Source organism: Zymobacter sp. IVIA_12111.31 C1 (assembly GCF_047495495.1).
Lineage (GTDB): Bacteria > Pseudomonadota > Gammaproteobacteria > Pseudomonadales > Halomonadaceae > Zymobacter.
Genome location: NZ_CP179930.1, coordinates 1,015,345 through 1,041,024, shown reverse-complemented (window position 1 = coordinate 1,041,024; position 25,680 = coordinate 1,015,345). Strand labels below are relative to the sequence as shown.

At 55.6% G+C, this 25,680-nt stretch carries 24 protein-coding genes and 4 tRNA genes; 13 read left to right on the top strand and 15 right to left on the bottom strand.

The genetic code is table 11. The annotated features are described in order from the left end of the window. Positions 1 to 175: 175 nt before the first annotated feature. The gene (gene rnt / locus ACMHYW_RS04665; RefSeq protein ID WP_414501099.1) at positions 176 to 856 is read left to right on the top strand and encodes a ribonuclease T; all 681 of its coding nucleotides are present in this window, start codon (positions 176 to 178) and stop codon (positions 854 to 856) included. 112 nt (positions 857 to 968) lie between these two features. Here rnt and grxD read toward each other — a convergent pair whose 3' ends face one another. Together grxD and ACMHYW_RS04655 are read right to left on the bottom strand one after the other, a co-directional pair. After that, positions 969 to 1,310: a Grx4 family monothiol glutaredoxin gene (gene grxD, locus ACMHYW_RS04660; RefSeq protein ID WP_414501098.1), complete on the bottom strand. Its 342-nt coding sequence runs from the start codon at positions 1,308 to 1,310 to the stop codon at positions 969 to 971. A 371-nt stretch (positions 1,311 to 1,681) separates the two neighbouring features. Next, positions 1,682 to 1,757 (bottom strand) — tRNA-Ala (locus ACMHYW_RS04655). 314 nt (positions 1,758 to 2,071) lie between these two features. On the opposite strand from ACMHYW_RS04655, the gene uvrC reads away from it, so the two are divergent. After that, positions 2,072 to 3,835: an excinuclease ABC subunit UvrC gene (gene uvrC / locus ACMHYW_RS04650; protein ID WP_414501471.1), complete on the top strand. Its 1,764-nt coding sequence runs from the start codon at positions 2,072 to 2,074 to the stop codon at positions 3,833 to 3,835. Between the two features lie 824 nt (positions 3,836 to 4,659). Continuing rightward, on the top strand, positions 4,660 to 5,262 hold the full coding sequence (locus ACMHYW_RS04645) for a hypothetical protein (RefSeq protein ID WP_414501097.1): 603 nt from the start codon (positions 4,660 to 4,662) through the stop codon (positions 5,260 to 5,262). A 134-nt stretch (positions 5,263 to 5,396) separates the two neighbouring features. Here the strand turns inward: ACMHYW_RS04645 and ACMHYW_RS04640 are convergent, their stop codons facing one another. The 7 genes from ACMHYW_RS04640 to ACMHYW_RS04610 all read right to left on the bottom strand — a co-directional run bounded on the left by ACMHYW_RS04640 (position 5,397) and on the right by ACMHYW_RS04610 (position 11,398). Then, a complete protein-coding gene (locus ACMHYW_RS04640) occupies positions 5,397 to 5,975 on the bottom strand; it encodes a manganese efflux pump MntP family protein (protein ID WP_414501096.1) in 579 nt (192 codons plus the stop codon). Positions 5,976 to 6,727: 752 nt separating this feature from the next. Next, positions 6,728 to 6,814, bottom strand: a tRNA-Leu gene (locus ACMHYW_RS04635). A 45-nt stretch (positions 6,815 to 6,859) separates the two neighbouring features. Next, positions 6,860 to 6,933, bottom strand: a tRNA-Cys gene (locus ACMHYW_RS04630). Between the two features lie 142 nt (positions 6,934 to 7,075). Continuing rightward, a complete protein-coding gene (locus tag ACMHYW_RS04625) occupies positions 7,076 to 7,483 on the bottom strand; it encodes an ExbD/TolR family protein (RefSeq protein ID WP_414501095.1) in 408 nt (135 codons plus the stop codon). Positions 7,484 to 7,516: 33 nt separating this feature from the next. Continuing rightward, positions 7,517 to 8,140, bottom strand: a complete 624-nt coding sequence (locus ACMHYW_RS04620) for a MotA/TolQ/ExbB proton channel family protein (RefSeq protein WP_414501094.1) — start codon at positions 8,138 to 8,140, stop codon at positions 7,517 to 7,519. Positions 8,141 to 8,192: 52 nt separating this feature from the next. Then, positions 8,193 to 8,963: an energy transducer TonB gene (locus ACMHYW_RS04615; protein WP_414501093.1), complete on the bottom strand. Its 771-nt coding sequence runs from the start codon at positions 8,961 to 8,963 to the stop codon at positions 8,193 to 8,195. An 80-nt stretch (positions 8,964 to 9,043) separates the two neighbouring features. Then, entirely contained in the window at positions 9,044 to 11,398 is a 2,355-nt protein-coding gene (locus ACMHYW_RS04610; protein WP_414501092.1) for a TonB-dependent siderophore receptor, read from the bottom strand. Between the two features lie 459 nt (positions 11,399 to 11,857). On the opposite strand from ACMHYW_RS04610, the gene ACMHYW_RS04605 reads away from it, so the two are divergent. After that, positions 11,858 to 13,609 carry an ABC transporter ATP-binding protein/permease gene (locus ACMHYW_RS04605; RefSeq protein ID WP_414501091.1) on the top strand — a complete coding sequence of 584 codons (1,752 nt, stop codon included), beginning with the start codon at positions 11,858 to 11,860 and terminating at the stop codon, positions 13,607 to 13,609. A 129-nt stretch (positions 13,610 to 13,738) separates the two neighbouring features. Here ACMHYW_RS04605 and ACMHYW_RS04600 read toward each other — a convergent pair whose 3' ends face one another. The 4 genes from ACMHYW_RS04600 to ACMHYW_RS04585 all read right to left on the bottom strand — a co-directional run bounded on the left by ACMHYW_RS04600 (position 13,739) and on the right by ACMHYW_RS04585 (position 16,284). Continuing rightward, positions 13,739 to 14,794 (bottom strand): oxidoreductase, encoded by a 1,056-nt coding sequence (locus tag ACMHYW_RS04600; RefSeq protein ID WP_414501090.1) that lies wholly within the window; start codon positions 14,792 to 14,794, stop codon positions 13,739 to 13,741. A 390-nt stretch (positions 14,795 to 15,184) separates the two neighbouring features. Continuing rightward, a tRNA-Gly gene (locus tag ACMHYW_RS04595) sits at positions 15,185 to 15,260 on the bottom strand. 75 nt (positions 15,261 to 15,335) lie between these two features. Further along, entirely contained in the window at positions 15,336 to 15,884 is a 549-nt protein-coding gene (gene pgsA / locus ACMHYW_RS04590) for a CDP-diacylglycerol--glycerol-3-phosphate 3-phosphatidyltransferase (protein ID WP_414501089.1), read from the bottom strand. Between the two features lie 148 nt (positions 15,885 to 16,032). Beyond that, positions 16,033 to 16,284 carry a hypothetical protein gene (locus ACMHYW_RS04585; protein WP_414501088.1) on the bottom strand — a complete coding sequence of 84 codons (252 nt, stop codon included), beginning with the start codon at positions 16,282 to 16,284 and terminating at the stop codon, positions 16,033 to 16,035. Positions 16,285 to 16,467: 183 nt separating this feature from the next. On the opposite strand from ACMHYW_RS04585, the gene ACMHYW_RS04580 reads away from it, so the two are divergent. Further along, entirely contained in the window at positions 16,468 to 17,400 is a 933-nt protein-coding gene (locus ACMHYW_RS04580) for a S66 peptidase family protein (protein ID WP_414501087.1), read from the top strand. A 292-nt stretch (positions 17,401 to 17,692) separates the two neighbouring features. Next, positions 17,693 to 18,754, top strand: a complete 1,062-nt coding sequence (locus tag ACMHYW_RS04575; protein WP_414501086.1) for an FUSC family protein — start codon at positions 17,693 to 17,695, stop codon at positions 18,752 to 18,754. A gap of 304 nt (positions 18,755 to 19,058) precedes the next feature. On the opposite strand, the gene ACMHYW_RS04570 is transcribed toward ACMHYW_RS04575, so the two are convergent. Then, entirely contained in the window at positions 19,059 to 19,445 is a 387-nt protein-coding gene (locus ACMHYW_RS04570; protein ID WP_414501085.1) for a hypothetical protein, read from the bottom strand. A gap of 283 nt (positions 19,446 to 19,728) precedes the next feature. Between ACMHYW_RS04570 and ACMHYW_RS04565 the strand changes: the two genes are divergently transcribed. Genes ACMHYW_RS04565 through ACMHYW_RS04555 form a run of 3 tightly spaced genes read left to right on the top strand, consistent with a single transcriptional unit; the run spans position 19,729 to position 21,644 of the window. Beyond that, the gene (locus ACMHYW_RS04565; RefSeq protein ID WP_414501084.1) at positions 19,729 to 20,025 is read left to right on the top strand and encodes an integration host factor subunit beta; all 297 of its coding nucleotides are present in this window, start codon (positions 19,729 to 19,731) and stop codon (positions 20,023 to 20,025) included. 43 nt (positions 20,026 to 20,068) lie between these two features. Beyond that, a complete protein-coding gene (locus ACMHYW_RS04560) occupies positions 20,069 to 20,374 on the top strand; it encodes a lipopolysaccharide assembly protein LapA domain-containing protein (protein WP_414501083.1) in 306 nt (101 codons plus the stop codon). Between the two features lies 1 nt (position 20,375). Next, positions 20,376 to 21,644 carry a lipopolysaccharide assembly protein LapB gene (locus ACMHYW_RS04555; RefSeq protein WP_414501082.1) on the top strand — a complete coding sequence of 423 codons (1,269 nt, stop codon included), beginning with the start codon at positions 20,376 to 20,378 and terminating at the stop codon, positions 21,642 to 21,644. On the opposite strand, the gene pyrF is transcribed toward ACMHYW_RS04555, so the two are convergent. Then, positions 21,608 to 22,321: an orotidine-5'-phosphate decarboxylase gene (pyrF, locus tag ACMHYW_RS04550; protein ID WP_414501081.1), complete on the bottom strand. Its 714-nt coding sequence runs from the start codon at positions 22,319 to 22,321 to the stop codon at positions 21,608 to 21,610. The genes ACMHYW_RS04555 and pyrF overlap by 37 nt on opposite strands. Before the next feature lie 168 nt (positions 22,322 to 22,489). On the opposite strand from pyrF, the gene ACMHYW_RS04545 reads away from it, so the two are divergent. From ACMHYW_RS04545 to groL, 4 genes are all read left to right on the top strand, one after another. Beyond that, on the top strand, positions 22,490 to 22,795 hold the full coding sequence (locus tag ACMHYW_RS04545) for a ComEA family DNA-binding protein (protein WP_414501080.1): 306 nt from the start codon (positions 22,490 to 22,492) through the stop codon (positions 22,793 to 22,795). Between the two features lie 187 nt (positions 22,796 to 22,982). After that, positions 22,983 to 23,432 (top strand): FxsA family protein, encoded by a 450-nt coding sequence (locus ACMHYW_RS04540; RefSeq protein WP_027706051.1) that lies wholly within the window; start codon positions 22,983 to 22,985, stop codon positions 23,430 to 23,432. Between the two features lie 227 nt (positions 23,433 to 23,659). Then, a complete protein-coding gene (locus ACMHYW_RS04535; protein WP_027706050.1) occupies positions 23,660 to 23,953 on the top strand; it encodes a co-chaperone GroES in 294 nt (97 codons plus the stop codon). A gap of 64 nt (positions 23,954 to 24,017) precedes the next feature. Next, the gene (gene groL / locus ACMHYW_RS04530) at positions 24,018 to 25,646 is read left to right on the top strand and encodes a chaperonin GroEL (RefSeq protein ID WP_414501079.1); all 1,629 of its coding nucleotides are present in this window, start codon (positions 24,018 to 24,020) and stop codon (positions 25,644 to 25,646) included. Positions 25,647 to 25,680: the final 34 nt, after the last annotated feature.

Below are 25,680 nucleotides of genomic sequence, written 5' to 3'. Positions count from 1 at the left end.
CTATGCATATGAAATTGCTGATACCGCAGTATATCGTCATGTATGACCTATCGTACACCACCGAGGACGAATCACACCCAATCTGATACAATCGCGGCCACTTGCCTCTTAAAGGCATGTCTTTCTTACTCATGAAGGCCATCCGCGGATGACCTCTGATGCAAGGGATACCTGCATGACCGATGCCAATGTGGCCCGCCAGATGAGCCAGCGCTTTCGCGGCTATCTTCCCGTCGTGATTGACGTTGAAACGGGCGGCTTCAACCCATCGACCGATGCCCTGCTGGAAATTGGTGCAACACTGATCACCATGGACGCCACGGGACAGCTGCTGCCAGACACCACGTACAGCGCACATATCACCCCGTTCGAAGGCGCCAACGTGTCGGAATCGGCCTTGGCCTTTACCGGCATACGCTTGGACAGCGCACTGCGCCAGAGCGCTGCCATCACGGAAGAAAAGGCACTGAGTGAACTGTTCGGCATGGTGCGCAAGGCCATCAAGTCCCACGGCTGCAGCCGCGCCATTCTTGTCGGCCACAACTCGGCCTTCGACCATCAGTTTCTGAACGCCGCCATCGCGCGTAGCGGTATCAAGCGTAATCCGTTCCACCCGTTTTCCAGCTTCGACACGGCCACACTCGGCGGTTTCGTATACGGCCAGACCGTACTGGCGAAAGCGTGCGAAGCGGCGGGAATCGCGTTCGATAATGAACAGGCGCACGCGGCCTGCTACGACACAGAACGTACGGCTGACCTTTTCTGCGCCATGGTCAACCGTTACCGCGATCTGGGCGGCTGGAACCTTGCCTGCCGCGAACAGGGCATCGACGCCCACGACGACGACCTCTACTGAGCGGATACCCGCTACAGCACTGTTGCGAATTGCTCGTCAGACGTACGTTCCCCACAAAAAAAGCCGCTCATCATCGAGCGGCTTTTTTTGTCACTATGTACGACAGATACGCTTAGGCATCTTTCTCAGCGTCATCGTTGGCTGCCGCTTCCTTCAGCAACGTTGCCAGCTCACCGCTCTGGTACATTTCAACGATGATATCGCAGCCACCGATCAGCTCGCCGTTGACCCACAGCTGTGGGAACGTCGGCCAGTTGGCGTATTTCGGCAGTTCAGCACGGATATCCGGATTTTCCAGAATGTTGACGAAAGCAAAGCGCTCGCCACAGTTAATCAGCGCCTGAACCGCCTGAGCAGAGAAACCGCACTGCGGGAACTGCGGCGTGCCTTTCATGTACAGCAAGATCGTGTTGTCGTTGATTTGCTGTTTGATGGTATCGAGCGTCTCGCTCATGAGATCGGTCCTCTGTTCGTGAACGGGAATCGATGTGCATCGCTGCACGACTTACCACTATTGTACGCATGCCTCCCCTACTCATACCAGCGCACAGGCCATGAACGCACTTCATGATGCCCATCAGGTTTGGCTATAACGGACACGACTACTGCACCGGAAAGCGGCAGCGTTCGAGAAGATCATGCTATAGCGTAGATAGAACACTCGAAAGGGGTAAGGGGTAAGGGGTAAGGGGTAAGGTAAAGAGAACAAGCGACCGTGCCATTCGACAATAAGAAAATCATGAGGCAGGGAAAAAAGGAGAGAAACTGCAGATACAAAAAAATTCCGTCTACCAAGATGGGTAGCGGAATTCAAAGTAGAAGATCTGGTGGAGCCTAACGGGTTCGAACCGATGACCTCAACGCTGCCAGCGTTGCGCTCTACCAACTGAGCTAAGGCCCCAGACCACGCTGCGCATTCTATTGAGATGTAAGATGAAAGTCAACACTTTCCCTTATCACCTTGCACTGTTCACGGAATGCCCCCATTGTGGGACGATATCAAGGCGTGTGTGATCAATGCCGATGGCCGCAACGATCTCGCCTCCCGTTTTTGCCTTAGCGCCTCTATTTCTATTCGACCTTGAACCGTTCGAACGATTTTCGACCGGCTCCGCATTCATGGTACCTCGTGTGTCTACAAACGACTCGACGAACACTCGTTTCGACGCGCGCGCCTTTCTGCGCAGCGTCTCAGAAGCACCTGGCGTCTACCGTATGTATGATGCCAAGGGCGACATTCTCTATGTAGGCAAGGCACGCCGCTTGAAGGCGCGCCTGTCGAGCTATTTTCGCAGCACGGGCCTCAACACTAAGACGCGCGCACTGGTGTCCCATATCGCCGACATCCAGGTAACGGTGACTCACACCGAAACCGAAGCACTGCTGCTTGAACAGACGCTGATTAAGAAAGAGCGCCCGCCCTACAATATTCTAATGCGCGACGACAAGTCCTACCCCTATGTCTTCGCAAACACTCGACATGCATTTCCCAAGCTAGAGATGCGCCGCGTTCGGCGACCCCGCAACGACGGACGCTATTATGGCCCCTACCCTAGCTCGGTTGCTGTGCGCGACACGCTTCAGCTTATGCAGAAAATCTTCCGCATCCGCAACTGCGAAGATAGCGAATTCTCCCATCGCGAACGACCATGCCTGCAGTACCAGATCAACCGCTGTACGGCACCTTGCGTGGGCCACATTAACGAGCACGACTATCAGCAACAGCTCGAACACGCAACACAATGCCTTGAAGGCCGCAGCGAACAGGTTGCCATACGCCTCAGCCATGAGATGGAAGCCGCCGCGTCATCACTGGCCTTCGAAAAGGCGGCCTTTATCCGCGACCAAATACAGCAACTGCGCAGCCTGCAGAGCCACCAGTCTGTCGATATGCAGCACGGCAACGCTGACGTATTCGCCTATATCGAGCAACCCGGTGGGCTCTGCATTACGCTGCTGAGCATTCGTGACGGGCGCGTGCTCGGTACGCGCCACTTCACTCCGGATAATGGACTGGATCTGCCGAGCGAAGCCCTGATGGGCGAGTTCATCAGTCAGTACTATTTAGGGCTAGAACAGCGCGTGCCTACCGAGGTGCTGGTCAACGTGACACTGGAAGATCAAGCCCTCATTGAAGAAGCGCTTTCGCACTATGCCGAGCGGCACATTCGTGTGACCAGTCAAGTGCGCGGGCATCGTGCGCAGTGGGTACGCTTGGCCCAAACCAATGCCGAGCAGCATCTGGCATCAATGTTGTCGAACCAGAAACAGATCCGGCAGCGCTTCATTGCGCTGCGCGAAGCCCTGGGATTAGCGGAAACGCCCAAGCGGCTGGAGTGCTTTGATATAAGCCACAGCCACGGTGAAGCCACCGTCGCCTCTTGCGTAGTGTTCGACAGTGACATGGGACCCAATACATCCGAATATCGCCGCTTCAACATCAACGGTGTGGCACCCGGTGACGACTATGCCGCTATGCGCCAGGCCCTAACGCGCCGCTATACTCGTTTGCGCGATGAAGACCAGACGTTTCCCGACGTGTTGATCGTGGATGGCGGTAAAGGACAGCTCAATATGGCCCGCGACGTGCTTGAAGAGCTGGCGATATCCGATCGTATGACGTTGCTTGGGGTGGCAAAGGGCACAACGCGCAAGCCCGGGCTGGAAACCCTGTTCTTGGAGACCACCGACCAGACGGTGACACTGGAAGGCACCGAACCTGCCCTGCACTTGGTACAGCATATCCGCGATGAGTCGCACCGCTTCGCCATTACGGGGCACCGCCGCAAGCGTGATAAGCAGCGCCGAACATCGTCGCTGGAAGGTATCGCGGGCATCGGCCCCAAACGCCGCCAGGCATTGCTGCGCTACTTCGGTGGGCTACAAGGCATCCGCAAGGCGAGTCTGGACGATATTGCCAATGTTCCCGGCATCAGTCGCCCACTGGCGGACACAATCTATCAAGCGCTCAATGGTTAGGACGCACAAAAAAAGACCGCGGCCTCAAACGCACCGCGGTCTTCACATAAATAAGAACAGGCCCTCGGATGAGGGCCTAATCGATGATGGCACTTTGTACGGCGCCATTCCCCCCTGCAAAGGATGATCATCTGCGTGATCTCTCTTCTTTCCCCGCCAGAAACTGCTTACTTCATGCTGATATGATTTCCGATCATGCACTTCTGCGCACCTTGAACCACCTCACTCGATCAAGGCTCGTCAAGGTGACCGTCCTTATAACACCCGCGCGGCACACCCCATGCGCCCCTTCATGCCTCGCCTCAAGAACATGATTCGCATGGTACTCAAGGATAAGGCTGATATATGCCACGCTTGTGCCCCCTTCATCGCTCAGCGCGTGTTTCTTATGGACACCTTATACATCGACCGTTTCGACCGTTTCCTCACCTGTTCTTAAAGGCATTGCTTAAAGCGCCGGTGCGCAGTCCCATTCGTCAAGCGCTATGCCTCTAGTAACACATTGAAAGCAATAGCCACTCTTCATTCTTACCATTATGATGCACGCCAGACACACTCGTTACATAAAAAAAGATACCGACGCCACCCGATTACAATTATCCGCACAAAAATGCGCAATCAGCGCGCCTGCCCCTATATATTTCTACTGAGTGCCTATCAATTGCCTTATTCCACATTGCTCACGCAATCCTTCTCGCTAGGCAATGGGCCCGTCGAGCGCCTGACGGCTTTATTTTTTCTCGAATGGCTTGAGAAAGCAGAGCAAGCAGACTAGAAGACATAGACACGGACCTTATTGTGCAATGCACGGAGCACTCCCCCTGATGACCTATCGTCTTGCGGCCATCGTTCTGCTTATCCTGTCGATCAATGCTGCCGCAGATGACACCGACACTTCATATGCTGACGAAGACTGGTTCCCTGTCGATGATCAGCACTATATGGCCGTTGCCGCGACGACGGATGCCGATATGGTGCTGCACATGCGCACGCTATCGCTTGACCCCTCCTCGCCCGCCGAAACCGTGATTGCACTTCGACACGACAAGCGCTGTCTGCACAGCAGCGAAGCCGACACGTCACCGTGGCAAGCCGATGGCACACTGGAACTCAATCAGAAGACACTGGCAGCAGAGTCGCGCTGCGAGGGTCATTCGCGCCTTTACCGACCGCATAGCGCCGAAGACACCGACTACCTGTACGATCTGATTACCAGCGACCGCCCGATTACCGTTCGCATCGGCGAGGCTCACGGCCAATTCGACAACGTTAATGGCAAGGAAGCGCTCGACGATCTGCATACCCTGCCGGGTACGGATACGCCCGACGGCACGCGCCCTCAGGATGATGCTCTGCCTACGAATGGCGAACCATCAGCCCCCTTGCCATCGTCTGCCTCGGCAAACACCGCCACACACGAGCACTAAGGGGCAAACGCCGCATAAGACCGCGCCCCCTCGCGCCTGCATTACGCGAATGAAACGCACAAAAAAGCCCGGTATGACAGCCGGGCCTTTAATGATTGTTCAATGCAGGCGCGAGCGCAGAAAAGCACCTCACCCTATAGATGGGTTATCAGGATATGAAAGCCCATACCGATCAGCAGTATGCCCCCCAGCACTTCGACGAGCCGACCGCCACAGCGCCCGAGAAAATTACCGAGCAACACACCGATCGTCGCCATCGCCAACGTGCAACAACCAATCACTACCGCTGCCTCAACGATACTGACAGACAGTAGCGAGAGACTTACCCCCATGGCCAAGGCATCAATACTAGTAGCAAAGGCCAGCAGGATCAGCGAAATATCGAAACGCCCGCTTTTTCCCGCAGCAGGTGCATCAGCACCATCCTCGTCTTCATTCCTACAGAACACGGCCTGGCGCACCATATTGACCCCTAAGCCCAACAGCAGCAAAAAGGCCACCCAATGATCCCAAGCAGAGATGTAAGGCAGCGCCGTACGACCGATCATCCACCCAATCAGTGGCGTAATGACCTCAACTGACGCAAACACCAGTCCGATCTTAAAAGCCTGAAGAAAGCTAGGCGAACGCAAGGCCACCCCACGTCCAATGGCAGCAGCAAACGCATCTGCCGACATGGCCAGCCCGACAAGCAACAGTGCAACGAAACTCATCGCGCACCCTCCGCAGCCAGATGGCATTGAGCAACGCGCATTACAGAGAGAGCATCAGACATAGCGAGACCTGTTCATTGGGCAACCAAGGAGGACAAGCATCATATATAAAAAACAACAGCCAATTCCACACACACCGTTTACAGTTTTAACCTCGGTATATCATTGAAAGGATAGTAATAATGATTGCAATCAGGAGTATTTAATTATCGGGTTAATATCTAAATTAAAAACTCGAATATAAAGCACACTTACAATCACCGCAGACCTTTTTTAATTCACACTCTTTGATACCGAATTAACGAGTGAAAAGCCGAGAATTCGCAAGAGCATGGCAGGTTGGCAGGTTGGCAGGTTGGCAGGTTGGCAGGTTGGCAGGTTGGCAGGTTGGCAGGTTGGCAGGTTGGCAGGTTGGCAGGTTGGCAGGTTGGCAGGTTGGCAGGTTGGCAGGTTGGCAGGTTGGCAGGTTGGCAGGTTGGCAGGTTGGCAGGTTGGCAGGTTGGCAGGTTGGCAGGTTGGCGTTTCATCATCAGCTTCGGATACGGTCACAACAAGACCAACGGCAGATAAATTCGCTTTTACGCCAGCAAAAATGCCACTACAGATATACGACGAGGGAAAAGTATTCTATCAGCTAAAAAGCAGATATAAAGAGCACATAGCAACGACGCGCTATGCAATAGGAATACGGCCGAATTGCAACCAAGATAATTAGCAATACAAGGAAGGGAATTATAACCCATTGATGGGACTGGTGCCCGAAGCCGGAATCGAACCGGCACGCCCTAAAGGGCGAGAGATTTTAAGTCTCTTGCGTCTACCAATTTCGCCATTCGGGCTTATAGATACGCAGGATACTGCAAGGGGAAATACCAAGAAGGAAATGGAGGCTGGAGTCGGAATCGAACCGGCGTACACGGAGTTGCAGTCCGCTGCATGACCACTCTGCCATCCAGCCATATCCATAGCGCTATGAAAGCGCTGTCTGCCAAGAAACGTGCCCTGACTGACGCTGTGCATTATGCACCAGAGCGGCTCTCGGCGCAAGTCCTTACGCACGGAAAGCGTAGGAAAATCATGCGTGGCCGAGAGCCTTCTGCCTAGCGCTCGGTCATGACCGATAGGCGTGTGATGCCTGCCCGCTCGATGATGGCCATCACTTTGGCAACAGTACCGTAATTGACGCCTTCGTCCGCCTGAAGCTGAACCTGCGGCTCCTTGCGACTGGCCGCTGCATCACTCAGCTGCAGTTGAAGCTGCTCCAGTGCAACGGTGCGGTCATCTAGGGTAATCTTGCCCTGCTGGTCTACGTTGATCACCAGTGGGGTAACCGGTGCCGCAACATTATCAACCGTATCGGTCTTGGGCAAATTGACCGGGATCGTATTGGTCAGCAGCGGCGCCGTTACAATAAAGATCACCAGCAGCACCAGCATGATATCGACCAACGGTGTGACGTTGATGTCATTCAGGGTGCTTTCGCCGTCTTCACTATCGTGGAAACGCATGGCATGTTCTCCTGCTCGTCAAATCGTGCGCTTCTAGCTGCGTGTCGCTGAACCGTCGATATCGTTGCGCTGCGCCTGATCGAACAGAAGGAAGGCGAAGTCTTCCCAGCGGTGCACTTCGGCGCGCACCAAACGCAGCAAGCCGTTATAGAACAGTACGGCAGGCACCGCTACGGCAATACCGATACCGGTAGCAATCAAGGCACTCCCCACTGGCCCGGCAACCGTATCAAGGCTGGCCGTACCCGCAATACCAATGCCTTTCAGTGCTGACATGATGCCCCACACGGTACCGAACAACCCGATGAAAGGGGACGTTGAGGCCACGGACCCCAGCACGGGCAGCCAGCGTTCCAGTCCACGTCGTTCGATACGCACCTGCTGATGCAGGACACGTTCCAAACGCTCACGCGCGTCTTCACCTTCGCCGGACTGCGCCACAACATCCTGCGCTGCGGCCAACAGATGCGCACAAGCACTGTTGCCATCACGATGAGCTGTCGCCTTGCCGTCTTTCGACCAGGCATCAATAACCGCCGTGTTCTGTCGACGCGCCTTCAGCAGCACACCGACCTTGATAAGCGCCAGCGCCCATGTCACTACGGAAAACAGGATCAGGATACCAATGGCATACTGTTCAACAGAGAATTGCGTCATGTCATGTCCCTTCCAGAATCATTGATTGCGATCACTGCGGCCAGACAGCCACTCAGTTCAAGCGGAAATTAATGCGCACATCCGTCCAGCTGGCCGTCGTGCTGCTGCCCTGACGCCCCGGTTCGAATTGCCACTGGCGCACCGTTTCGAGTGCACTGTCATCCAACAAATCATGCCCACTGGACGACTTAACGCGCGCATCAACGACCCGCCCTTCCTCGTTGACGCGCACCGTCAGCACCACCAGTCCTTCCATATGCCGGCGACGTGCCTGCATAGGGTATTTCGGATTTGGGTTATTCGCTTGGAAACGCCCTACCTGCGCTGGAACAGTGGCCGCTTTCTGAGCCCTCGTGCCAGCAGGTGCCGCTGCCGCGCCGCTGGCCCCCGTATCAGAGGGCTGTGTGGCAGCTGGCGCCGTCGGAACAGACGGTGCGGCAGGAGCAGACTCGATGGGAGCCGTCGGCGTCTTGTCAGGCGCAGGTGCGGACTTCACCGGCTTGGACTTTTCGACAGGCTTCTTCTCTACAGGTTTCTTCTTGGGTTCAACAGGCCGCGGCGGCTTTTCAGGCTGAACAGGCTTCTGCTCAGGCACAGGCGGCGCGGCAGGTACCGCGGGCTGCGCCGAGACCGGCCCAGGCGCCTCCGCTTTGGGCGCCGCGGGGGCACTCAGCTCGAAGGTGATCGCCGACGGCTGCTGATCAGGGATATTAATGACGTTCATGGTATGCATCAGCGCCCAATACAACCCCACCGCATGCAGACAGGCCACCACCACGATGATCGCTGTCTTCATGCCCAGCGTGCGTCTGGGCGATGACATTCTCAACACCGCATCCGACGGGCTGACAGAATGAGACGTCCGATGATTACGCATGAAGCCCCCAAGAAGCAAAGTGCATATCAGTATCTAAGCGTAGCGCGCAGTGCAACGTTACGAGAATCGCCATAGAAGTTGTTGGCGTACTTCGAGCGGTTGTTATACGCCTCGTAATAGCGTTTATCCGTCAGGTTGTTACCGATCAGCGCTATATCGAAGTGCTCGTTGTAGCGATAGCCGATGGATGCGTTAAACAAGGTATAACCCCCCTGCTTAATATTGAACGGCTTGGCAGAAACTGTATCGCTCTGGGTCGACATGCCAACACCGATGCTCCACTGATTCCATTCGCCTGGCAGCTGATACTGGCTGTACAGACGCAGGATATTGCGTGGTGTATAGCTGTTGGCACGATCACCTTTGGTGTATCGCCCTTCGCTTTCTTCGTAGCGTATATCGTTATAGGTGTAGCCCCCGCCCAACCTCAGGCCATTCAGCGGCGAACCCGCCAACTCAAGCTCAATGCCTTGGCTACGCACCAGACCACTTGCTTCAGAACAAGATGTCGAGGTTTTGCATTCAGAACTGTCGGCTACAGTAACCGCGCGATTTTTCTGATCAATACGGAACAAGGCAATGCTACCGTCCAGAGCACCATCGAACAGGCTTCCCTTGACCCCTGTTTCGTATCCGTTGCCTTCAATAGGATCAAGCATTTTGCCGTTGGCATCAGTAGCCGTCTGAGGCTGGAAAATGCTGGTGTAACTGGCATAGGCTGTCCAGTTGGGCATGAAGTCCCATGTCAGTCCTGCATACGGTGTGGTCACACCATGCCAGCGATTGCGAGTCGAGGTGTGGTCATCACGGTCGAGCGTATAGATATCATATTCAGTCAAACGACCACCTACGATGAACTTCACATCATCTGTAAGCGAGAAACGGCTTGCCGCATAGACGGCCTGTTGGCGCTGAAGGTAGTGGACGTTAAGTGAGGCCGACATGCTGGCCCAATCAGGCTCAGGAATCGCGCCAGAATTCCAGTCGAAAACGTTTGCTGACAGGCCTTTGTCAGCCGACACATCAGTGGCATTGGTCGATCTATACGTCTTCAACTTCGTCAAGTTATAGGAAGAATCCGTTCTGATATCGGCACCCAGCACAAGCTCATGCTGACGCCCAAGAAAATGGAACGGCCCCGTCGAGTTGAAGTTAAAGGCCGTCTGGTCAGCCGTATTGTGATACTGGGAAGCACCATCGTATAAGGTGGATCCAGCAACACGATACCCCGTATCAGCATCAACGGCTCCGTACGCATTGGCACCTTTACTGTCCGCACGAGAACGTGTGAAGTTCAGCGTACCTTTGGTCGTCCAACCATTATCAAAATCATGAGTAACGCTGGTGAACAGATCAAGACGATCATACTGTGCTGCGTTCCAGTCAGCCCCTAAGAACGTCGAACGAGAAAGGCCCAGATCCTGTCCATTGTTATCAAGCGGTAGCCCGTAGATATCCGGCGTCTTGTGAGAACGCTGACGATAAAGGCCGACATCCACACGAGTGTGATCATCCAAATCGTATTCAAGCGTGCCGAAGAAACCGCTCAGGTCACTGTCAACATCGGACTTGGCCGAGCCCCGATCTTCATTGACGATTACTGCCCGTCCTTTCAGACGACCCTGTAAGCCGATAGGCCCCGAAATATCAGCCTCGTTACGGCGCAGCCCATGTGACCCTACGGTCATAGAGGTGGATGCTTGGAACGTATCGGTGGGGCGCTTGCGCACTAGGTTTATGGAACCGCCAGGGGTGCCGTTTCCTTGCAATAGGCCAGATGCACCACGCAGCACTTCGATATGGTCGTAGATGGCCATATCAGGCAGATCGACGGCTGATCTATAAGCATTCCCAGACGGAGAACCCGGCAAAGAGTTGGCCCCATCCTGCTGCACGTTCTGAATGGCGAAACCGCGCGATTCAAAGTGATAGCGTCCCCCTGTATCCGTCATCACGTTGACCCCTGTGACATCACGCATGACATCTTCGAGCGATGTCATGTTGCGATCCTTCATGCGCTGGTCGGTAATCACGCTGACGGACTGTGGCGTTTCACGAACGGACATTGGCAGACGGATCGAACTGGTCGTTGTGCCTGTTGTCCATAGTCCAGTGCCTTCCGTTGTGTCGCTTAGTGCCGTAGACACAACATTGACGGTGGGCAGCTCGTTATTGGTCGTTTCAGCATGAGTATCGCTATCGCTGGTGGATGCCGTAGCAGCCATGCTTTGAGCGGCATACAGCGAAAGCATTGAGGTCATCCCCCATGTCAGCACTTTAAAGGTCATTCCCGCAAAGGGGGAACTGCCTGAGCCGCCAGAGGCGCTGTCAGAAGCAGAAAGGCGGGATGGACGCTTGTGCTGGGAGGGGTGAGCATTCATACGTTGGCAATTCCTGAATACAGTAAGGCCCGCATCATTTCTACTTCAGGGGAAAGAAGAGTGATCCGCAAAGCCAATTGATAAACATTCTCAACAAGGTTAGACTACCCCTATTGAGCGCATAACACAATATTCTTACCACTACACGTTATATGGTTACCGCGGTGAATCTTAACGAGCCTTATCCTCTATCACGTGTAAACCCCGCATGATGCGTCTCACCCGCGCCAAGTGCCTGAATCAGCCACACCCTTCTCTGCTTACATGCACAGCCGTTATTGCTGTGCCTGGCTTGCTTATGTCTAGTGATCGTAGGCACAATGAATATCACTTTCCATGCGGACTTCTATTATATTTCAGCAATACGTTATTACCTTTTAAATAGAAATAACGATATCCGCAATGGCGTTATAAAATAGTAATATGTTTTCATCAATTCTCTGTCAGGGAGCGCGTTGAATGCCAACGTCTCATACGAAAAAGGCGCCTCCCGGTGCCCCTTCAACGATAGCCTTGCTGACGCGTTACTGGATCAGCCGCGACAGCCTGTTCGGCTGGCTGCTGCTGGCGATGCTGATAGCCACAACCTCGGTCTACCTCTACAGCATCAACGAAATCACTGATTGGCAGAAGATATTCTTCGACGCCGTGGGTGACCGCAACGCCGCGGCCCTAATGCCTATCACGCTGCAGGGGCTGCTGATTTTGGCCATCTTCATCCCCTCTTCTAGTTTCGCGACCTACTTTCAGCAGTGGCTGCAAATGGAGTGGCGCAACTGGGTTACCCGCGACTACATGCAGCGCTGGCTACACAGCCCGGCCTATCACAGTATGGGGCAGTCGAGCAGCTCGAACAGGCTGAGCGACAACCCCGATCAGCGTGTGGCCGAGGACGTTTCGATACTGGTCGAGAAGGTGGTTGGACTGGGGATTGGACTGGTAAAGAACCTCGCCAACATCTTTATCTACGGCATCAAGCTGTGGGTAATTTCCAAGGTGCTCGTGTACTACTTTTTCGTTGGTGAGCCCTTTACGTTCCGCGGTCTACTGATCATTTGCACCGTGCTTTTTGTGCTGTTCGGCTCGTTGATCATGGAGAAGTTAGTCAAGCCGATGGTCGGCATCGACTATCAGCGCCAGCGCCATGAAGCGGATTTCCGCCATTCGCTATTCAACATTCGGGACAATGCCGAACAGATCGCTTTCTATCGTGGTCATCAGCATGAAAAGAGACGCGCGCTCCAGCATTTCAGCGCTATCTATCGCAACTGGCGAGAACTAATGCGCTTCTCGCGCCGCCGTACGCTGACGGAAACGGTCTACATGCAGGCAGGGAACTACTATTCCTATGTGTTCACTCTGCCCAGCTACTTCAACAACCTGATATCACTGGGCGATGTGATGCAGCTGAACATGGCCTGCGCACGCCTTCGATCATCACTGTCGTGGTTCGTCTACAACTACGAAGACCTGGCCATCGTACGCGCCACTCTTCTGCGTTTGCGCGAATTTGAGGCTCAGCTGTCCACGCCCATTGAGAGCACGTTCAACTATCGCCCTTCAACGGATGGCAGCCTGCAACTGCTTGATGTACAGCTCAATCGCACAGATGGCACGCCCATCAATCACATCGATAGGCTAGTGATTAAAAAAGGACAGCGCTGCCTGCTGCAAGGGCCTTCCGGCGGCGGCAAGAGCACCATTCTACGCACGCTGGCGCGGCTATGGCCCTACGGCAGCGGGACAGTGCGCCTTCCACGCCAAGAGAACATGCTGTTCCTGCCTCAAAAAAGTTACATCGCAGAAGGCACGCTGAAAGATGCCCTGATTTATCCCAAGCTGCACGCCGGTCTCAGTGATGAAGAAGGAGCGGCCCTGCTCTATCGCGTCGGCCTGAGCCACTATATTCACGGCCTCAATACTTCGGCAGACTGGAGTAAGCAGCTGTCACCGGGCGAGCAGCAACGCTTGGCCTTTGCTCGAGCGCTCTACACTCGGCCGGATTATCTGTTCTTGGATGAAGCGACATCCGCACTGGACGCTCGTGCCGAGTGGGAAATGTACACACTGGTGCTGGATGCACTGCCCGACGTCACACTGCTGAGCGTGGCGCACCACGCCGCTCTGCGCTCGCTGCACAGCATGGTCGTCGATTTGCCTTCGACGCACCAGGATATCGACGCCTACAGCGCTAGCCGTCAAGAAGCCTGATACCCTGAGTACACAATGTCATTACAGAAAAAGGGTGGCGTCGATGACGCCACCCTTTTTCATACGCACTTCGCTACGCAATAACCCACCGATACCTTCATAGACAGAGAAAGGCATCGGGTGCAGCGATCAAGATAACGGTATATCTTTTATAGCAATCCGTGCACCGGACTGTGACGACGCAATGCCCTGCTCGATCAGATAGATGACGCGCAGCGCTTGTTCTGGCGTCACGGGATTATCCCCTTTTCCAAGCACTGCATCACGGAACTGGCGATAGTAGCAACGGTAATCACCGGGCACAGACGCATAGGCACGTTCATCAAGGCCACCTTGCTCGTTACGCGTCAGTAGCAGCGCCGGCCGGGGATCGACGCCCCATTGATCGTCGCCGGGCTGCATACCCGCTTTCAGCTGGTCTTCCTGCACGTCTAGACCATATTTGACGTAGCCACCCTGCGTGCCATTCACGGTATAGTGCGGCGTTTCGGTGGCCACTAGCATGGAGGCGTGTAGCGTTACGCGGCGCTGCGGATAAAACAGCGTAGCCTGCGCATGGTCGTCGCTCAGGCCGCCCGGGCGCAGCGAGGCAATATCGGCCTGAATGGCATCAGGCATGCCGAAAAGCTGCACAGCCTGATCAAGCAAATGCGGCCCTAGATCGTACCAGAGGCCACCGCCCGGCACGTTCTGTTCGCGCCAGCGCTGTCGGACTTCCGGTCGATACCGGTCGTAACGCAGCTCTGCCTCCGTGACGGTGCCGAGGAGCCCTTCGTCGATCGCATTACGCAGCGTCATGAAATCGCTGTCCCAGCGGCGGTTATGGAATACCGACAGCACAACCCCTTTTTCTTTTGCCAGTGCCGTCAGAGCGCTCGCCTCCGCTACCGATAGCGCAAAAGGCTTATCAACCACGACATGATGACCACTTTCCATCGCCTGCTTGGCCAGCGGGAAATGGGTATCGTTAGGCGTAGGAATGACGATGATATCAATATCAGGCAGCGCCAGCAGTGCTTCAGGAGAGTCCACACAGGGCACATTCGGCAGCACGGCGGCCACGTCATCCGGACGGCTTGTCGAAATGGCGGCCAGTGCCAGCCCTTCAGTTGCCAGAATCAAAGGTACATGAAAGGTCTTGGTCGCATACCCGAACCCGATAACGCCTACTCGCAGCATGTCCATATCATTATCTTCCTTTACCTTAATGCCCGTTAACATCGCCTGAGGTGGGACACCCCGTCCTTCGGACCGTTCATATGAAGGATTATTACTTAACGTACTTGATAATAAAATAGCGGTACCGCATAAGCGGCGGGATAGCCCAGCTAGCTTGATCGGAAAGGGGCGTGAACGCCATCACCACATCTGACGCATTGATCAGGTATTGCGCGAAAGTCTACGGGATACTGTACGACGGACGCGTCAACCCGTACGCCTTCCGCTGTTAAGACGCGAGCCAGCATCAGCCGTCTATGTTCTGGGCAAAACAGATATTGGAAAGGAAAATATCGAGGCATAAAAAAAGAGCCCCTAGAGGCTCTTTTCACGGACCAGCAAGTGATCCTTCAATTCTGGAGCGGGAAACGAGGCTCGAACTCGCGACCTCCACCTTGGCAAGGTGGCGCTCTACCAACTGAGCTATTCCCGCTTGATTTCGAAAGCAATTATAGCCCTCACCGGCAATCTGTCAACCCCTGCGGAAGAACAGGGGTCGATACCGATATTACATCTCGCGGGTCAACTCCGGCCATGCAGCACGCAGATAGTTGATCATCGACCACAGCGTCAGCAGTGCCGCTGCATATAACATGACGATGCCCACGATGTTGTAGACCGTATAAGGTGCCGTACCGAGCAGCACGAAGATAGAGAACATCTGCAGGGTCGTTTTCAGCTTACCGATATAGGACACCGCCACACTGGCACGCTTGCCAAGTTCAGCCATCCATTCACGCAGTGCGGAAATGACGATTTCACGCCCGATAATGACCAACGCCGGCAGTGTCATCCATGCCACATGATAGCGCTCGATCAGCAGTCCCAGCGCAATGGCCACGATCAGCTTGTCGGCCACGGGGTCGAGGAAAGCACCGAAGGGGGTACTCTGATTCCAGCGGCGCGCCAGAAAGCCGTCAAACCAGTCCGTTACCGAAGCGGCACCGAAAAGGAAGGCTGCGATGGAATAGCTCCATGTACCCGGCAGGTAATAGCTCACCACCAGCAATGGGATGAACACGATCCGGATCAGCGTGAGGATATTCGGAATATTCATGGTCGAACAGGCGTCCTTGCAGCACAGGAGTGGAGGAAAGATTGGCTTACCGTTGGCATACGGCTCACCACATCATCGTGGCACGCTCCGGAAAGCATATACTCATTTTATGAAAACAGGGTCATCGCGGTCGAGCAATGAAGTCCGCTTATTCATCACGTTGCACATGGTCGACCAGCGCCAACAACTCATCAAAGGCGGGCGACAACGGCAGGTTCTCAGGCATATCGCGCGTCTGCTGCAGGCAGTTCACCCAACGCCCTTGCATTTCAGCAGACTGCTGACGCAGTAGCTCGGACAGTGCCACCACGGCCACCTGCAGCACGGCAACGCGGTCGCTGTCCGTGACAGCCGTCGTACGTGGACGTTCATCGTGATAAGAAGAAGCGTGATCTGACATGAACTCTCCTGACATCAAGGTGCCCATAGACTGTATTCATAAACCGTTTCGCGGCACTATTCACTTATACAGCGCGCTCGCACGGTAAAGCCTGTGCGGTCAGCGATAGGCGGGATGACCACCAGCCTATCAGACGCAGGTCTTCTACCCTACTCCCTATTGTTCCTCAGGAGCATCATAACAATGCATACGTTTTTTTCTTCCCCTGAACGCGCATCTCTTCGCGTTGCGCTGATCGCCCCATCAGGTGCCGTCGACGAGGAACGCTATGCCTTGACTCTGCAACGTCTGGGCCAGCTAGGGGCGACCGTCGTCTCCGGCCAGCATGTGCTCGACCGACATCGCTATCTGGCCGGCACGGCAGAGCAGCGCGTGAATGACCTTCACGAAGCCTTCGAACGCGATGACGCTGACGTCGTGTGGTGCCTGCGCGGTGGCTACGGCGCCGACCATCTTCTGCCACTCATCGACTGGACACGCATCGCCCGTCATCCCGAGCGAGCGCTGGTGGGTTATTCCGACGTAACCGTACTGCTAGAAGCGTTCTATCGCCATGGTTTACCGGCCATTCACGCCCCCGTTGCCACAGAGCTGGCACTCGTGTCCCCTTGGCCCCCCGAAGAAACCGATGCACGTTGGCAGTCAATGCGGTCATTGCAACACGTGCATGCGCACACCGACGGCCATATGGAAACGGTACGCTTTGCAGGGCCGGACATGACCGTGAGCGGACAGCTGCGCGGTGGCAACCTAGTCACACTGGCCAGTCTGTGCGGAACGCCGGGAGCAATGGTACTGGAGCGCCCGACACTGCTAATGCTCGAGGAAGTGGGCGAAGCCGACTACCGCATTGAGCGCTGTTTTCACCAGCTGCTGTCTTCGCTGGACACTCGCTGGCTCAGCGGCGTATGCCTTGGCAGCTTCACGCGACAAGGCGACGCGACCACCAGCAGCCACGCCGCACTGGCGGAATGGCTGGCACCGCTGAACATCCCGCTGCACCACCAGCTGCCGTTCGGGCACTACCCCGTCAATCATGCCTGGCCGTATGGCGCGATGGCGACACTGTCCACGGCGGGGCTCCATTGGCACGTGTCGGCTGAAGACTTCCGATAATACATAACATCAGTAGTGCGAATAAGGCCCGGCAGGCGTATGCTCGGGCCCCTGCATGCCTGATCGCCGCCATGCGACATCATCGCCCCCTGGGTTTATGATCCGCGGTGCGTATAATGCCCGCGACGGTGCTTCAGCCTGCCCGCCATCGGCCGATGAGATCCCTAATTCCCGTCGTTCATCCACTCTTGCGAAGTCAGATCACATCACTATGCGATCACTGCCATTTCTGGATCCATTCTTCACTTATCGTCACCGCCAGCTCATTCATACCGTGAGAGGCTGCGTGGCCATGTTGATCACCCTGTCCATCATCATGCTGTTTCATCTTGAACACGGCAGCTGGGCACTGGTCAGTGTCGTCATGGTCATGGGGGGGTTACCGCATATCGGCGGTGTCGTCGAAAAAGGGCTGCAACGACTGGCCGGCACCATCATCGGCGGGCTATTCGGCATCATCGCACTTCAAATCCCCTTTCTTCGCGAAGTCCACTTTCCCAACGCCCCATTACCGTTCCTACAGGACTTCCATTTTCTGCCGCTGTTGATGGTGGCCTCCGTCGGTATTGCCAGCTATCTCTCCTTTTCATCCCGCTACAGCTATAGCGTATCGATGTTCAACATCACCATCGTCATGGTGCTGGGGGATGGAACACTGGACACCTCCGTTGCGGTATGGCGCTCCTGCAACGTACTCATCGGCACCAGCGCAGCCATTCTGACCTCAATCATCATCCAGCCGCAGAAAGCGACAGATGTGATGCGTTTCATGCTGGCAGGCAACCTCGACCGTCTATCGCGCGTGTATCGCATTCATACCCGCACCGGCGCATACGACCCCGACTACACTTCAAAACTGATGAAGGAAGCGGGAACACGCTTGGTCAAGCAGCGCGCGCTGATCGAAGCAGTGCACCGTGAAGGCCGCGTCAAACGAGGCACCTTTAGCGATATCCTGTCACTGCAGCGCCGTATGATCTCGACCGTCGAACTGCTGATCGAAACCCACTGGGACACGCGCGACGGACACGATCTGATCGAAGGTCTGTCAGGCCTGCGCGAACAGCAGCGTAAGCTGGCGGGTGCACTAAGCACACTGGCTTATGAAATCCGCACCGGCCAACCGATCAAGATCGACATGGACAACTTCGACCTACAACCCTATGCGGATACTGCGCTCAATGCGCAAAGTGATTCGGGCAAGGCCCTGTTCAGCCCCAGTGGCTATCTGTGGCTGAACAGGGAGCTCTCGCAGCAGACATCAGCGCTGGTGACCACACTGTCCAACATTCAACGCCTGCCCAGCCGACGCCTGCGCAAGCGCGCGAGTCACGGCTACGTACTGAGCGACTGAACCGCACCCTGCAGCGCTATTTCATACCGGCCCTTGCTTTTGCAGGGGCTTTTTTTCATCGACTATCCACTCTCCGCCGCAAGACACTACCCTTAGGCCCGGTCGCTGTTTCTCGTGCAAAGGGCAAAAGCACGCTAGCGCTCCAGCGCCATTGGGGGCATTCAGTGTCTATCTCCTACTTACTCCCCCTTTATTTCCGTACAACGCCGCCATGCGCATCCCGCTTCACCTTCGCTATATTCTTTTATAGGATGGGAACGATCCGTATAGAAACGCGTCGTATCAGATATAATGCGGTGTAGATTTAGCCTAGAATCCAGCAACATAAGCGCCGCCAAAGAGAGGGAGCAGGCTCTTCTTCCAACCGAGCGCGCTGACGGGCCAGCAACGCACGGCGTAGATACCACTGCTCACGAGGCGTGCAGCTGTCGGGCCAGACGATGATATTCCTGTTTTCAACCGTCATGCTCATCAGCCAGCTACCGATATAACAAGGCTCAAGGGTGACGAGCTGCCACTGGGCACCCTGAAACAGCCACCACTGGTGGCGATGATATTTCAGCAGCGGCAAGACGCAACGCTGCCCTTGGAGGCAAGCGATCATGACCGTAAACGGCAACAGTAAATGAGGCTGTACGCGCCACCAAAAGCCAAGCAGAATGGCTGCGATCATGATGAGTGCAGCAAGCATCCATTGGCACTGCGAGCGTTGCAACCTTATGATTACAGGCTGGTCAAAGGCATTGGGCATCAATGAAGTTTCCCCTTGCTGCAAGGTGATCATGGATGATGGCGAGGCGACCATAGCTCACGCCTCATAGGGGCTTGTATCAAATGTATTTCATTGCTTTGTGAAGATTGTCATTGTCCTAGGGCGCAGCTATGCTGAATCCGAAAAGGTTGCAAGACAGGCCTTTACGCACTAATACAATAGATACAAGTAATTAGGGATTTTGCGCATAGAGAGTACATTCATGACCAAGTCCGAACTGATCGAACAAATTGCCAATCGCCACCCACATCTGGCGCTGCGCGACGTTGAAAGCGCAGTACGACAGATTCTGGATGACATCACCGACACGCTTGCGGAAGGTGGTCGCGTCGAAATTCGCGGCTTCGGCAGCTTCTCGCTGCACTACCGTGAACCCCGCGTTGGCCGCAACCCCAAAACAGGCGATCCGGTACCGCTCGAAGGCAAGTACGTCCCGCACTTCAAGCCCGGCAAGGAACTGCGAGAACAGGTTAACGCCAGCCGCACGTTGGGCTACTAAGCTTATAGGCTTCGACCAACACCCTTGACCATGGGAGACGTGCATGCGCTGGTTCAAACGCCTCGCTTTAGGCCTTATTACCCTGGTGCTGCTTGTGGTCGGTGCATGCTTTGCACTGCACAACCAGTACCAGGTACCGCTTGACCTGCTGTGGGTCACCCTGCCCCCCGCCTCACTGGCGCTGTGGCTTCTGCTCTCACTCGGCATCGGCGTGGTCATTGGAATATTGACCATGGGAGGCCACTATTTTCGTCTCCATCGGCGTCTGACACGCCTGCGCCGCCAGACTTCGGCCCGGACAGCATCTCAGTCCACTCACTCTGCTCAGTCTCCGCAAGGAACGCAGTGACATGCAGAATCTGCTGATCCTTATCGTACTGTTCGTCGCTATTGCCATTGGATGGCTGCTTGGACGTCTGAGCAAGCCCTCCAAGGGAGACGATGCGGCTGAGGCTCCGCCCGCGCTGTCGCGGGACTACTTAGCCAGCCTCAACTATCTGCTGAACGAACACTCCGACCGTTCGCTGGATTCTTTCGTCGAGACCCTAGAGGTCAGCAGTGACACCATTGATACCCACATCACACTGGGCAATCTCTTCCGCATGCGAGGCGAGGCCGACCGCGCGGCACGTCTGCACCAGAACCTGCTGGCCCGTCCGGCACTAAACGACCGCCAGAATGATCAGGTGCAGCTTGAGCTTGCGCGCGATTTTATGCACCTCGGCGTGCTCGATCGCGCGGAAAACTTGCTGCGCCCGCTCGTGGATACTTCCCAGCACAGCGATATTCGCGGTGCTTCGCGTGAACTGCTGATCCAGCTGTACGAGCAGGAACGCGAATGGCAGCAGGCACTCGATCTGGTTCCGTCATCGCTGCTGGCCCGCCAAGAGGAATTGCGTTGCGCCGCCGCTCACTGGCACTGTGAGCTGGCGGAACAAGATTTCCGACGCCACGATGACCGTGCAGCGCGCCGCCATCTCAAGAAGGCGCTGTCCATTGATGCGCAGTGTGTCCGCGCCTACTGGCTGCAGGCAGAGCACTACCATCGCCAGCAGCGCTATCGTGATGAAATCAAAATGCTGGAACGCCTTGCCGCCCAGTCGCCCGACTTCGCACCGATCATCATCGAACGCGCTATTGCGGCCTTCCGATTACTCGACGATGAACAGGGGCTGATGCGCTTTCTGGACGATCAGATCCACGCCACGCACAGCATGGAGGCAGTCATCAAGCGTGCAGAGTTGGGCGTTGCCAGAGAAGGCATCACTACCGTCGCGGCACAGCTTGACGCGCTCCAGCAACAACAGCCTCACTTGAGAGGCATCGGTTTTCTGGCCCTGCTACGTTCACGACAGGCCATGCTTGAACTGTCGGCCCCAAACAATGAGCGCGCGGCTAACATGCTTCGTCAGCTTCACGATCATCTTCAGCGCCTTGACGCGCATACACCGCGCTTTCGCTGCGAGAAATGCGGCACACTCTATACGCACCTTTACTGGCACTGCCCTAAATGCAAACGCTGGGCCACTATCAAGCCGCGCGATAGCGTCGACCCGGTCGTAGCCCAGCGTGAAACACCGGCTCAGCGCGTGCTCAAGACCCCTTCAACTTCTCGCTGAATCAGCGCCAGCGCCTCGCGCGGCGTCTTGGCGCGCGTGATGGGACGCCCAATCACCAGATGCGTGCTGCCATTGGTCAGCGCCTCTGCGGGCGTCGTGATCCGCTGCTGATCATCTACCGCCGCAAAGCTTGGGCGAATGCCCGGGGTCACCTTCAGGAACTCATCTCCTAGCGCTTCTCGCAGCGCTGCCGACTCGCGCGCCGAACAGACAACACCGTCTAGGCCTGCGCGCTGTGCCAGCGTCGCCAGTCGCAACACCTGTGCATCGATACCGCCATCGACACCGACCTGTTTCAGGTCGGTTTCCGACATGCTGGTCAATACGGTAACCGCGATCAGCTTGGTCGGCAGGTTACGCTGTGCCAATGCACTGGCGGCATGCGCCATCATCGCCTCGCCGCCACTTGCATGGACGTTCACCATCCAAACGCCGAGATCCGCTGCTGCCAGCACGGCCTTGGCAACGGTATTGGGAATGTCGTGAAACTTGAGGTCGAGGAAGACATCGAAACCACGCTGATGCAAAGCATTGACGGCAGCCGGCCCCGCAGATGTGAACAGCTCCTTGCCTACTTTCACTCGGCACAGCGCTGGGTCGATCAAATCGCTCGTTGCCAAGGCATCATCCAGCCGATCATGGTCCAGCGCGACAATAATGGGTTTCTGCATGAACATTCCCTCAATCATGAATGGAAGCACTCGCAGCAGTGCAGGTGCCCGTTCTTATACCGTCTCGCACGCAGTATGGCAAAGTTGAGACGCTCCCCTTTAGCCCTCAAGGCGCGCCTTGGGGCGCCGCTATCCGTAGGCACCGTGGATTTTCACCATCATCGGAGAACGGTCATGCCTATGCCACGCTCTATCATTGCATTGCTGTTGCTGCTGAGTGTCACTCTACCCGCTGAAGCCGAGACACCTTGTACACCGTCTGACACACCCACTGAACAGCGCGTGATTGACGCTAACCATGCCAGCGCCGACGACCTACAAACACTCAAAGGACTAGGCCCGCGCAAGGCCGCGGCTATCGTCGCAGAACGTCAGCAGCACGGTGCCTTTATCGATGCTCGCGATCTGACCCGCGTCAAGGGCATCGGCCAGAGGCTGGCAAACACTCTCGAACAGCGGCTGAGCTTTCATCGGCCATAGCACTTCCTGATGGATACAGCGTCTATACATATACAGATGAAGCCATAGCCCTTCATACTGTTGCGCTATGCTCTGATATAGGCCTGCTTCCTGAAGCCACCCTGTAGTCCAATCGTGGCCCCGCCATTGAATTGCGATCGGAAGGCGCCCATATCCTTAACTCACGGCATTTCATCTGGGAGATCCCATGCCTATTCGAACGATACTGGGCGTCTACATCATCATCGATTTCGTGGCGCTGATTCTGTTTGCCTCTTCTTTCGGCGCCATTGCCACGCTGGCCCTCATCATCGGTAGCGGCATCTGTGGCGTTCAGCTCATGCGCAAGGAAGGCCGGCAAACACTGCAGGACATGCAGACCAGCCTCGCAGAAGGTCAGCAGTCGCTCGGCGGCATCATGCGCAATAGTGCGTTCCTGCTGGGCGGTCTGCTGATGATACTGCCGGGGCCGATCAGCGACGTACTTGGCCTCGCTATGGTGCTGCCTACACTGCTACGCCGCGGCCGTCGCTCGGGTACTACCGGTCACACGTATGAAGGCGAAGCCTCAACGACGCGTTCACACGAAGGAAACATCATCGAAGGCGAATACATTGAACGCGATACGCGCCGCGATGATGAACCCCGCCAGCATTGAGCTCATGCTGATGGGCACAGTGGCAGTCCTCTGTGACAAAAGTAAAAAATTTTTGGCCCGTGCTCTTGAAAAGCGAAAGAGCGGCCTTATCTAGTGAGACGAACCACTCATCAGGGTTTCGATTAGAACCGACGCCGTCGGTTCTGTCTGGCGGTCAGATGAATCCCCATTTTCTTGTCTTCTGACCTTCAAGATCGACAATCAAGTGACTCAGGAGAACACAATCCATGAAGATCCGTCCTTTGCACGAGCGCGTCGTCGTTCGCCGTGTAGAAGAAGAACAGAAAACAGCTGGCGGTATCGTCCTGCCTGGCAGTGCACAGGAAAAGCCGACACGTGGCGAAGTGATTGCCGTGGGTAATGGCCGCATTCTCGAAAGCGGTGAAGTACGTCCGCTCGACGTCAAACCTGGTGATGTTGTGGTCTTCGACGAAGGCTACCACGTCAAGAAACAGAAAATTGACGGCGAAGAACTGCTGATCATGAGCGAAACCGACATTCTGGGTGTGCTCGAAGACTGATCTGACGGCGCTGTGTCATTTCCGTCATAACCGTTTGTGACTTGATTATTGAGGTTGGAACAACATGTCTGCTAAACAGATCCGTTTCTCCGATGACGCGCGCAAGCGCATGGCTCGCGGTGTCAACATTCTTGCTGATACCGTCAAGGCGACTCTGGGGCCGAAAGGTCGCAACGTCGTTCTGGAAAAATCCTTCGGCGCCCCGACCGTCACCAAAGACGGTGTTTCCGTTGCTAAGGAAATCGAACTGAAAGACAAGTTCGAGAACATGGGCGCTCAGATGGTTAAGGAAGTCGCTTCCAAAACCTCCGACGCTGCTGGTGACGGTACCACTACGGCAACCGTTCTGGCTCAGGCTATCGTCAATGAAGGCCTGAAAGGTGTCATCGCGGGCATGAACCCGATGGACCTGAAACGCGGTATCGACAAAGCCGTCCTGGCTGCCGTTGCCGAAATCAAGGCGCTGTCCGTACCGAGCAAAGATGCTAAAGCCATCGCTCAGGTCGGGACGATCTCCGCCAACGGCGACACCACTATCGGTACCATCATCGCTGAAGCGATGGAGAAAGTGGGTAAAGAAGGCGTCATCACCGTTGATGAAGGCCGTGGCTTCGAAGACGAGTTGGAAGTAGTCGAAGGTATGCAGTTCGATCGCGGTTACCTGTCTCCGTACTTCGTGACCAACCAGGACACCATGTCCGTCGAACTCGAAGACCCGTACCTGCTGCTGGTCGACAAGAAAATCTCCAATATCCGCGAACTGCTGCCGGTACTGGAAGCCGTTGCCAAAGCGGGTAAACCGCTGATGATCATCGCCGAAGACATCGAAGGCGAAGCGCTGGCTACTCTGGTGGTCAACAACATGCGCGGTATCGTCAAGGTTGCTGCGACCAAAGCACCGGGCTTCGGTGATCGCCGCAAAACCATGCTGCAGGATATCGCTATCCTGACAGGTGGTACGGTTATCTCTGAAGAAGTCGGTCTGTCTCTCGAACAGGCTACCGTAGAAAACCTGGGTACTGCTCGTCGCGTTACCATGACCAAAGAAACCACTACAGTCATCGATGGCGCAGGCGTTGAAGCAGACATCGAAGCACGCGTTGCTCAGATCCGTGCCCAGATCGAAGAAACTTCTTCCGATTACGACCGCGAAAAACTGCAGGAACGCGTTGCCAAACTGGCAGGCGGTGTTGCCGTTATCCGTGTCGGCGCAGCTACCGAAGTCGAAATGAAAGAGAAGAAAGCACGCGTTGAAGATGCGCTGCACTCTACTCGCGCTGCCGTCGAAGAAGGCGTCGTACCTGGCGGTGGTACCGCACTGGTCCGCGTTCTGTCCAAGCTGAAAGACCTGAAAGGCGATAACGACGAACAGACTCACGGTATTCAGATCGCACTGCGTGCGTTCGAAGCACCGCTGCGTCAGATCGTTACCAACGCAGGTGAAGAAGCCTCCGTTGTCGTCAACAACGTTAAAGCAGGCGAAGGCAACTTCGGCTACAACGCTGCCACTGGCGAATATGGCGACATGTTCGAAATGGGCGTTCTGGACCCGGCCAAAGTAACGCGCACAGCGCTGCAGTCCGCTGGTTCCGTAGGCGGTCTGATGATCACTACCGAAGCCATGGTAGCAGACGATCCTGAAGAAGTTGCTGCTCCGGCAGGCGACATGGGTGGCATGGGCGGCATGATGTAATCCCCCCACCCCATTCTTCAGCTTCCGCTGACGA

Excerpts from the sequence above, each read along its gene's own strand:
- ACMHYW_RS04545 (WP_414501080.1), top strand. The coding sequence starts at position 22,490 with ATGCCTATGCCACGCTCTATCATTGCATTGCTGTTGCTGCTGAGTGTC.
- ACMHYW_RS04620 (WP_414501094.1), bottom strand. The coding sequence starts at position 8,140 with ATGACGCAATTCTCTGTTGAACAGTATGCCATTGGTATCCTGATCCTG.
- ACMHYW_RS04560 (WP_414501083.1), top strand. The coding sequence starts at position 20,069 with ATGCGCTGGTTCAAACGCCTCGCTTTAGGCCTTATTACCCTGGTGCTG.
- ACMHYW_RS04610 (WP_414501092.1), bottom strand. The coding sequence starts at position 11,398 with ATGAATGCTCACCCCTCCCAGCACAAGCGTCCATCCCGCCTTTCTGCT.
- pgsA (WP_414501089.1), bottom strand. The coding sequence starts at position 15,884 with ATGAATATTCCGAATATCCTCACGCTGATCCGGATCGTGTTCATCCCA.
- ACMHYW_RS04540 (WP_027706051.1), top strand. The coding sequence starts at position 22,983 with ATGCCTATTCGAACGATACTGGGCGTCTACATCATCATCGATTTCGTG.
- grxD (WP_414501098.1), bottom strand. The coding sequence starts at position 1,310 with ATGAGCGAGACGCTCGATACCATCAAACAGCAAATCAACGACAACACG.
- rnt (WP_414501099.1), top strand. The coding sequence starts at position 176 with ATGACCGATGCCAATGTGGCCCGCCAGATGAGCCAGCGCTTTCGCGGC.
- ACMHYW_RS04555 (WP_414501082.1), top strand. The coding sequence starts at position 20,376 with ATGCAGAATCTGCTGATCCTTATCGTACTGTTCGTCGCTATTGCCATT.
- ACMHYW_RS04600 (WP_414501090.1), bottom strand. The coding sequence starts at position 14,794 with ATGGACATGCTGCGAGTAGGCGTTATCGGGTTCGGGTATGCGACCAAG.
- ACMHYW_RS04625 (WP_414501095.1), bottom strand. The coding sequence starts at position 7,483 with ATGCGTTTCCACGATAGTGAAGACGGCGAAAGCACCCTGAATGACATC.
- ACMHYW_RS04645 (WP_414501097.1), top strand. The coding sequence starts at position 4,660 with ATGACCTATCGTCTTGCGGCCATCGTTCTGCTTATCCTGTCGATCAAT.
- ACMHYW_RS04615 (WP_414501093.1), bottom strand. The coding sequence starts at position 8,963 with ATGTCATCGCCCAGACGCACGCTGGGCATGAAGACAGCGATCATCGTG.
- ACMHYW_RS04535 (WP_027706050.1), top strand. The coding sequence starts at position 23,660 with ATGAAGATCCGTCCTTTGCACGAGCGCGTCGTCGTTCGCCGTGTAGAA.
- ACMHYW_RS04585 (WP_414501088.1), bottom strand. The coding sequence starts at position 16,284 with ATGTCAGATCACGCTTCTTCTTATCACGATGAACGTCCACGTACGACG.
- ACMHYW_RS04565 (WP_414501084.1), top strand. The coding sequence starts at position 19,729 with ATGACCAAGTCCGAACTGATCGAACAAATTGCCAATCGCCACCCACAT.
- ACMHYW_RS04605 (WP_414501091.1), top strand. The coding sequence starts at position 11,858 with ATGCCAACGTCTCATACGAAAAAGGCGCCTCCCGGTGCCCCTTCAACG.
- ACMHYW_RS04570 (WP_414501085.1), bottom strand. The coding sequence starts at position 19,445 with ATGCTTGCTGCACTCATCATGATCGCAGCCATTCTGCTTGGCTTTTGG.
- ACMHYW_RS04575 (WP_414501086.1), top strand. The coding sequence starts at position 17,693 with ATGTTGATCACCCTGTCCATCATCATGCTGTTTCATCTTGAACACGGC.
- groL (WP_414501079.1), top strand. The coding sequence starts at position 24,018 with ATGTCTGCTAAACAGATCCGTTTCTCCGATGACGCGCGCAAGCGCATG.
- ACMHYW_RS04640 (WP_414501096.1), bottom strand. The coding sequence starts at position 5,975 with ATGAGTTTCGTTGCACTGTTGCTTGTCGGGCTGGCCATGTCGGCAGAT.
- ACMHYW_RS04580 (WP_414501087.1), top strand. The coding sequence starts at position 16,468 with ATGCATACGTTTTTTTCTTCCCCTGAACGCGCATCTCTTCGCGTTGCG.
- pyrF (WP_414501081.1), bottom strand. The coding sequence starts at position 22,321 with ATGTTCATGCAGAAACCCATTATTGTCGCGCTGGACCATGATCGGCTG.
- uvrC (WP_414501471.1), top strand. The coding sequence starts at position 2,072 with ATGTATGATGCCAAGGGCGACATTCTCTATGTAGGCAAGGCACGCCGC.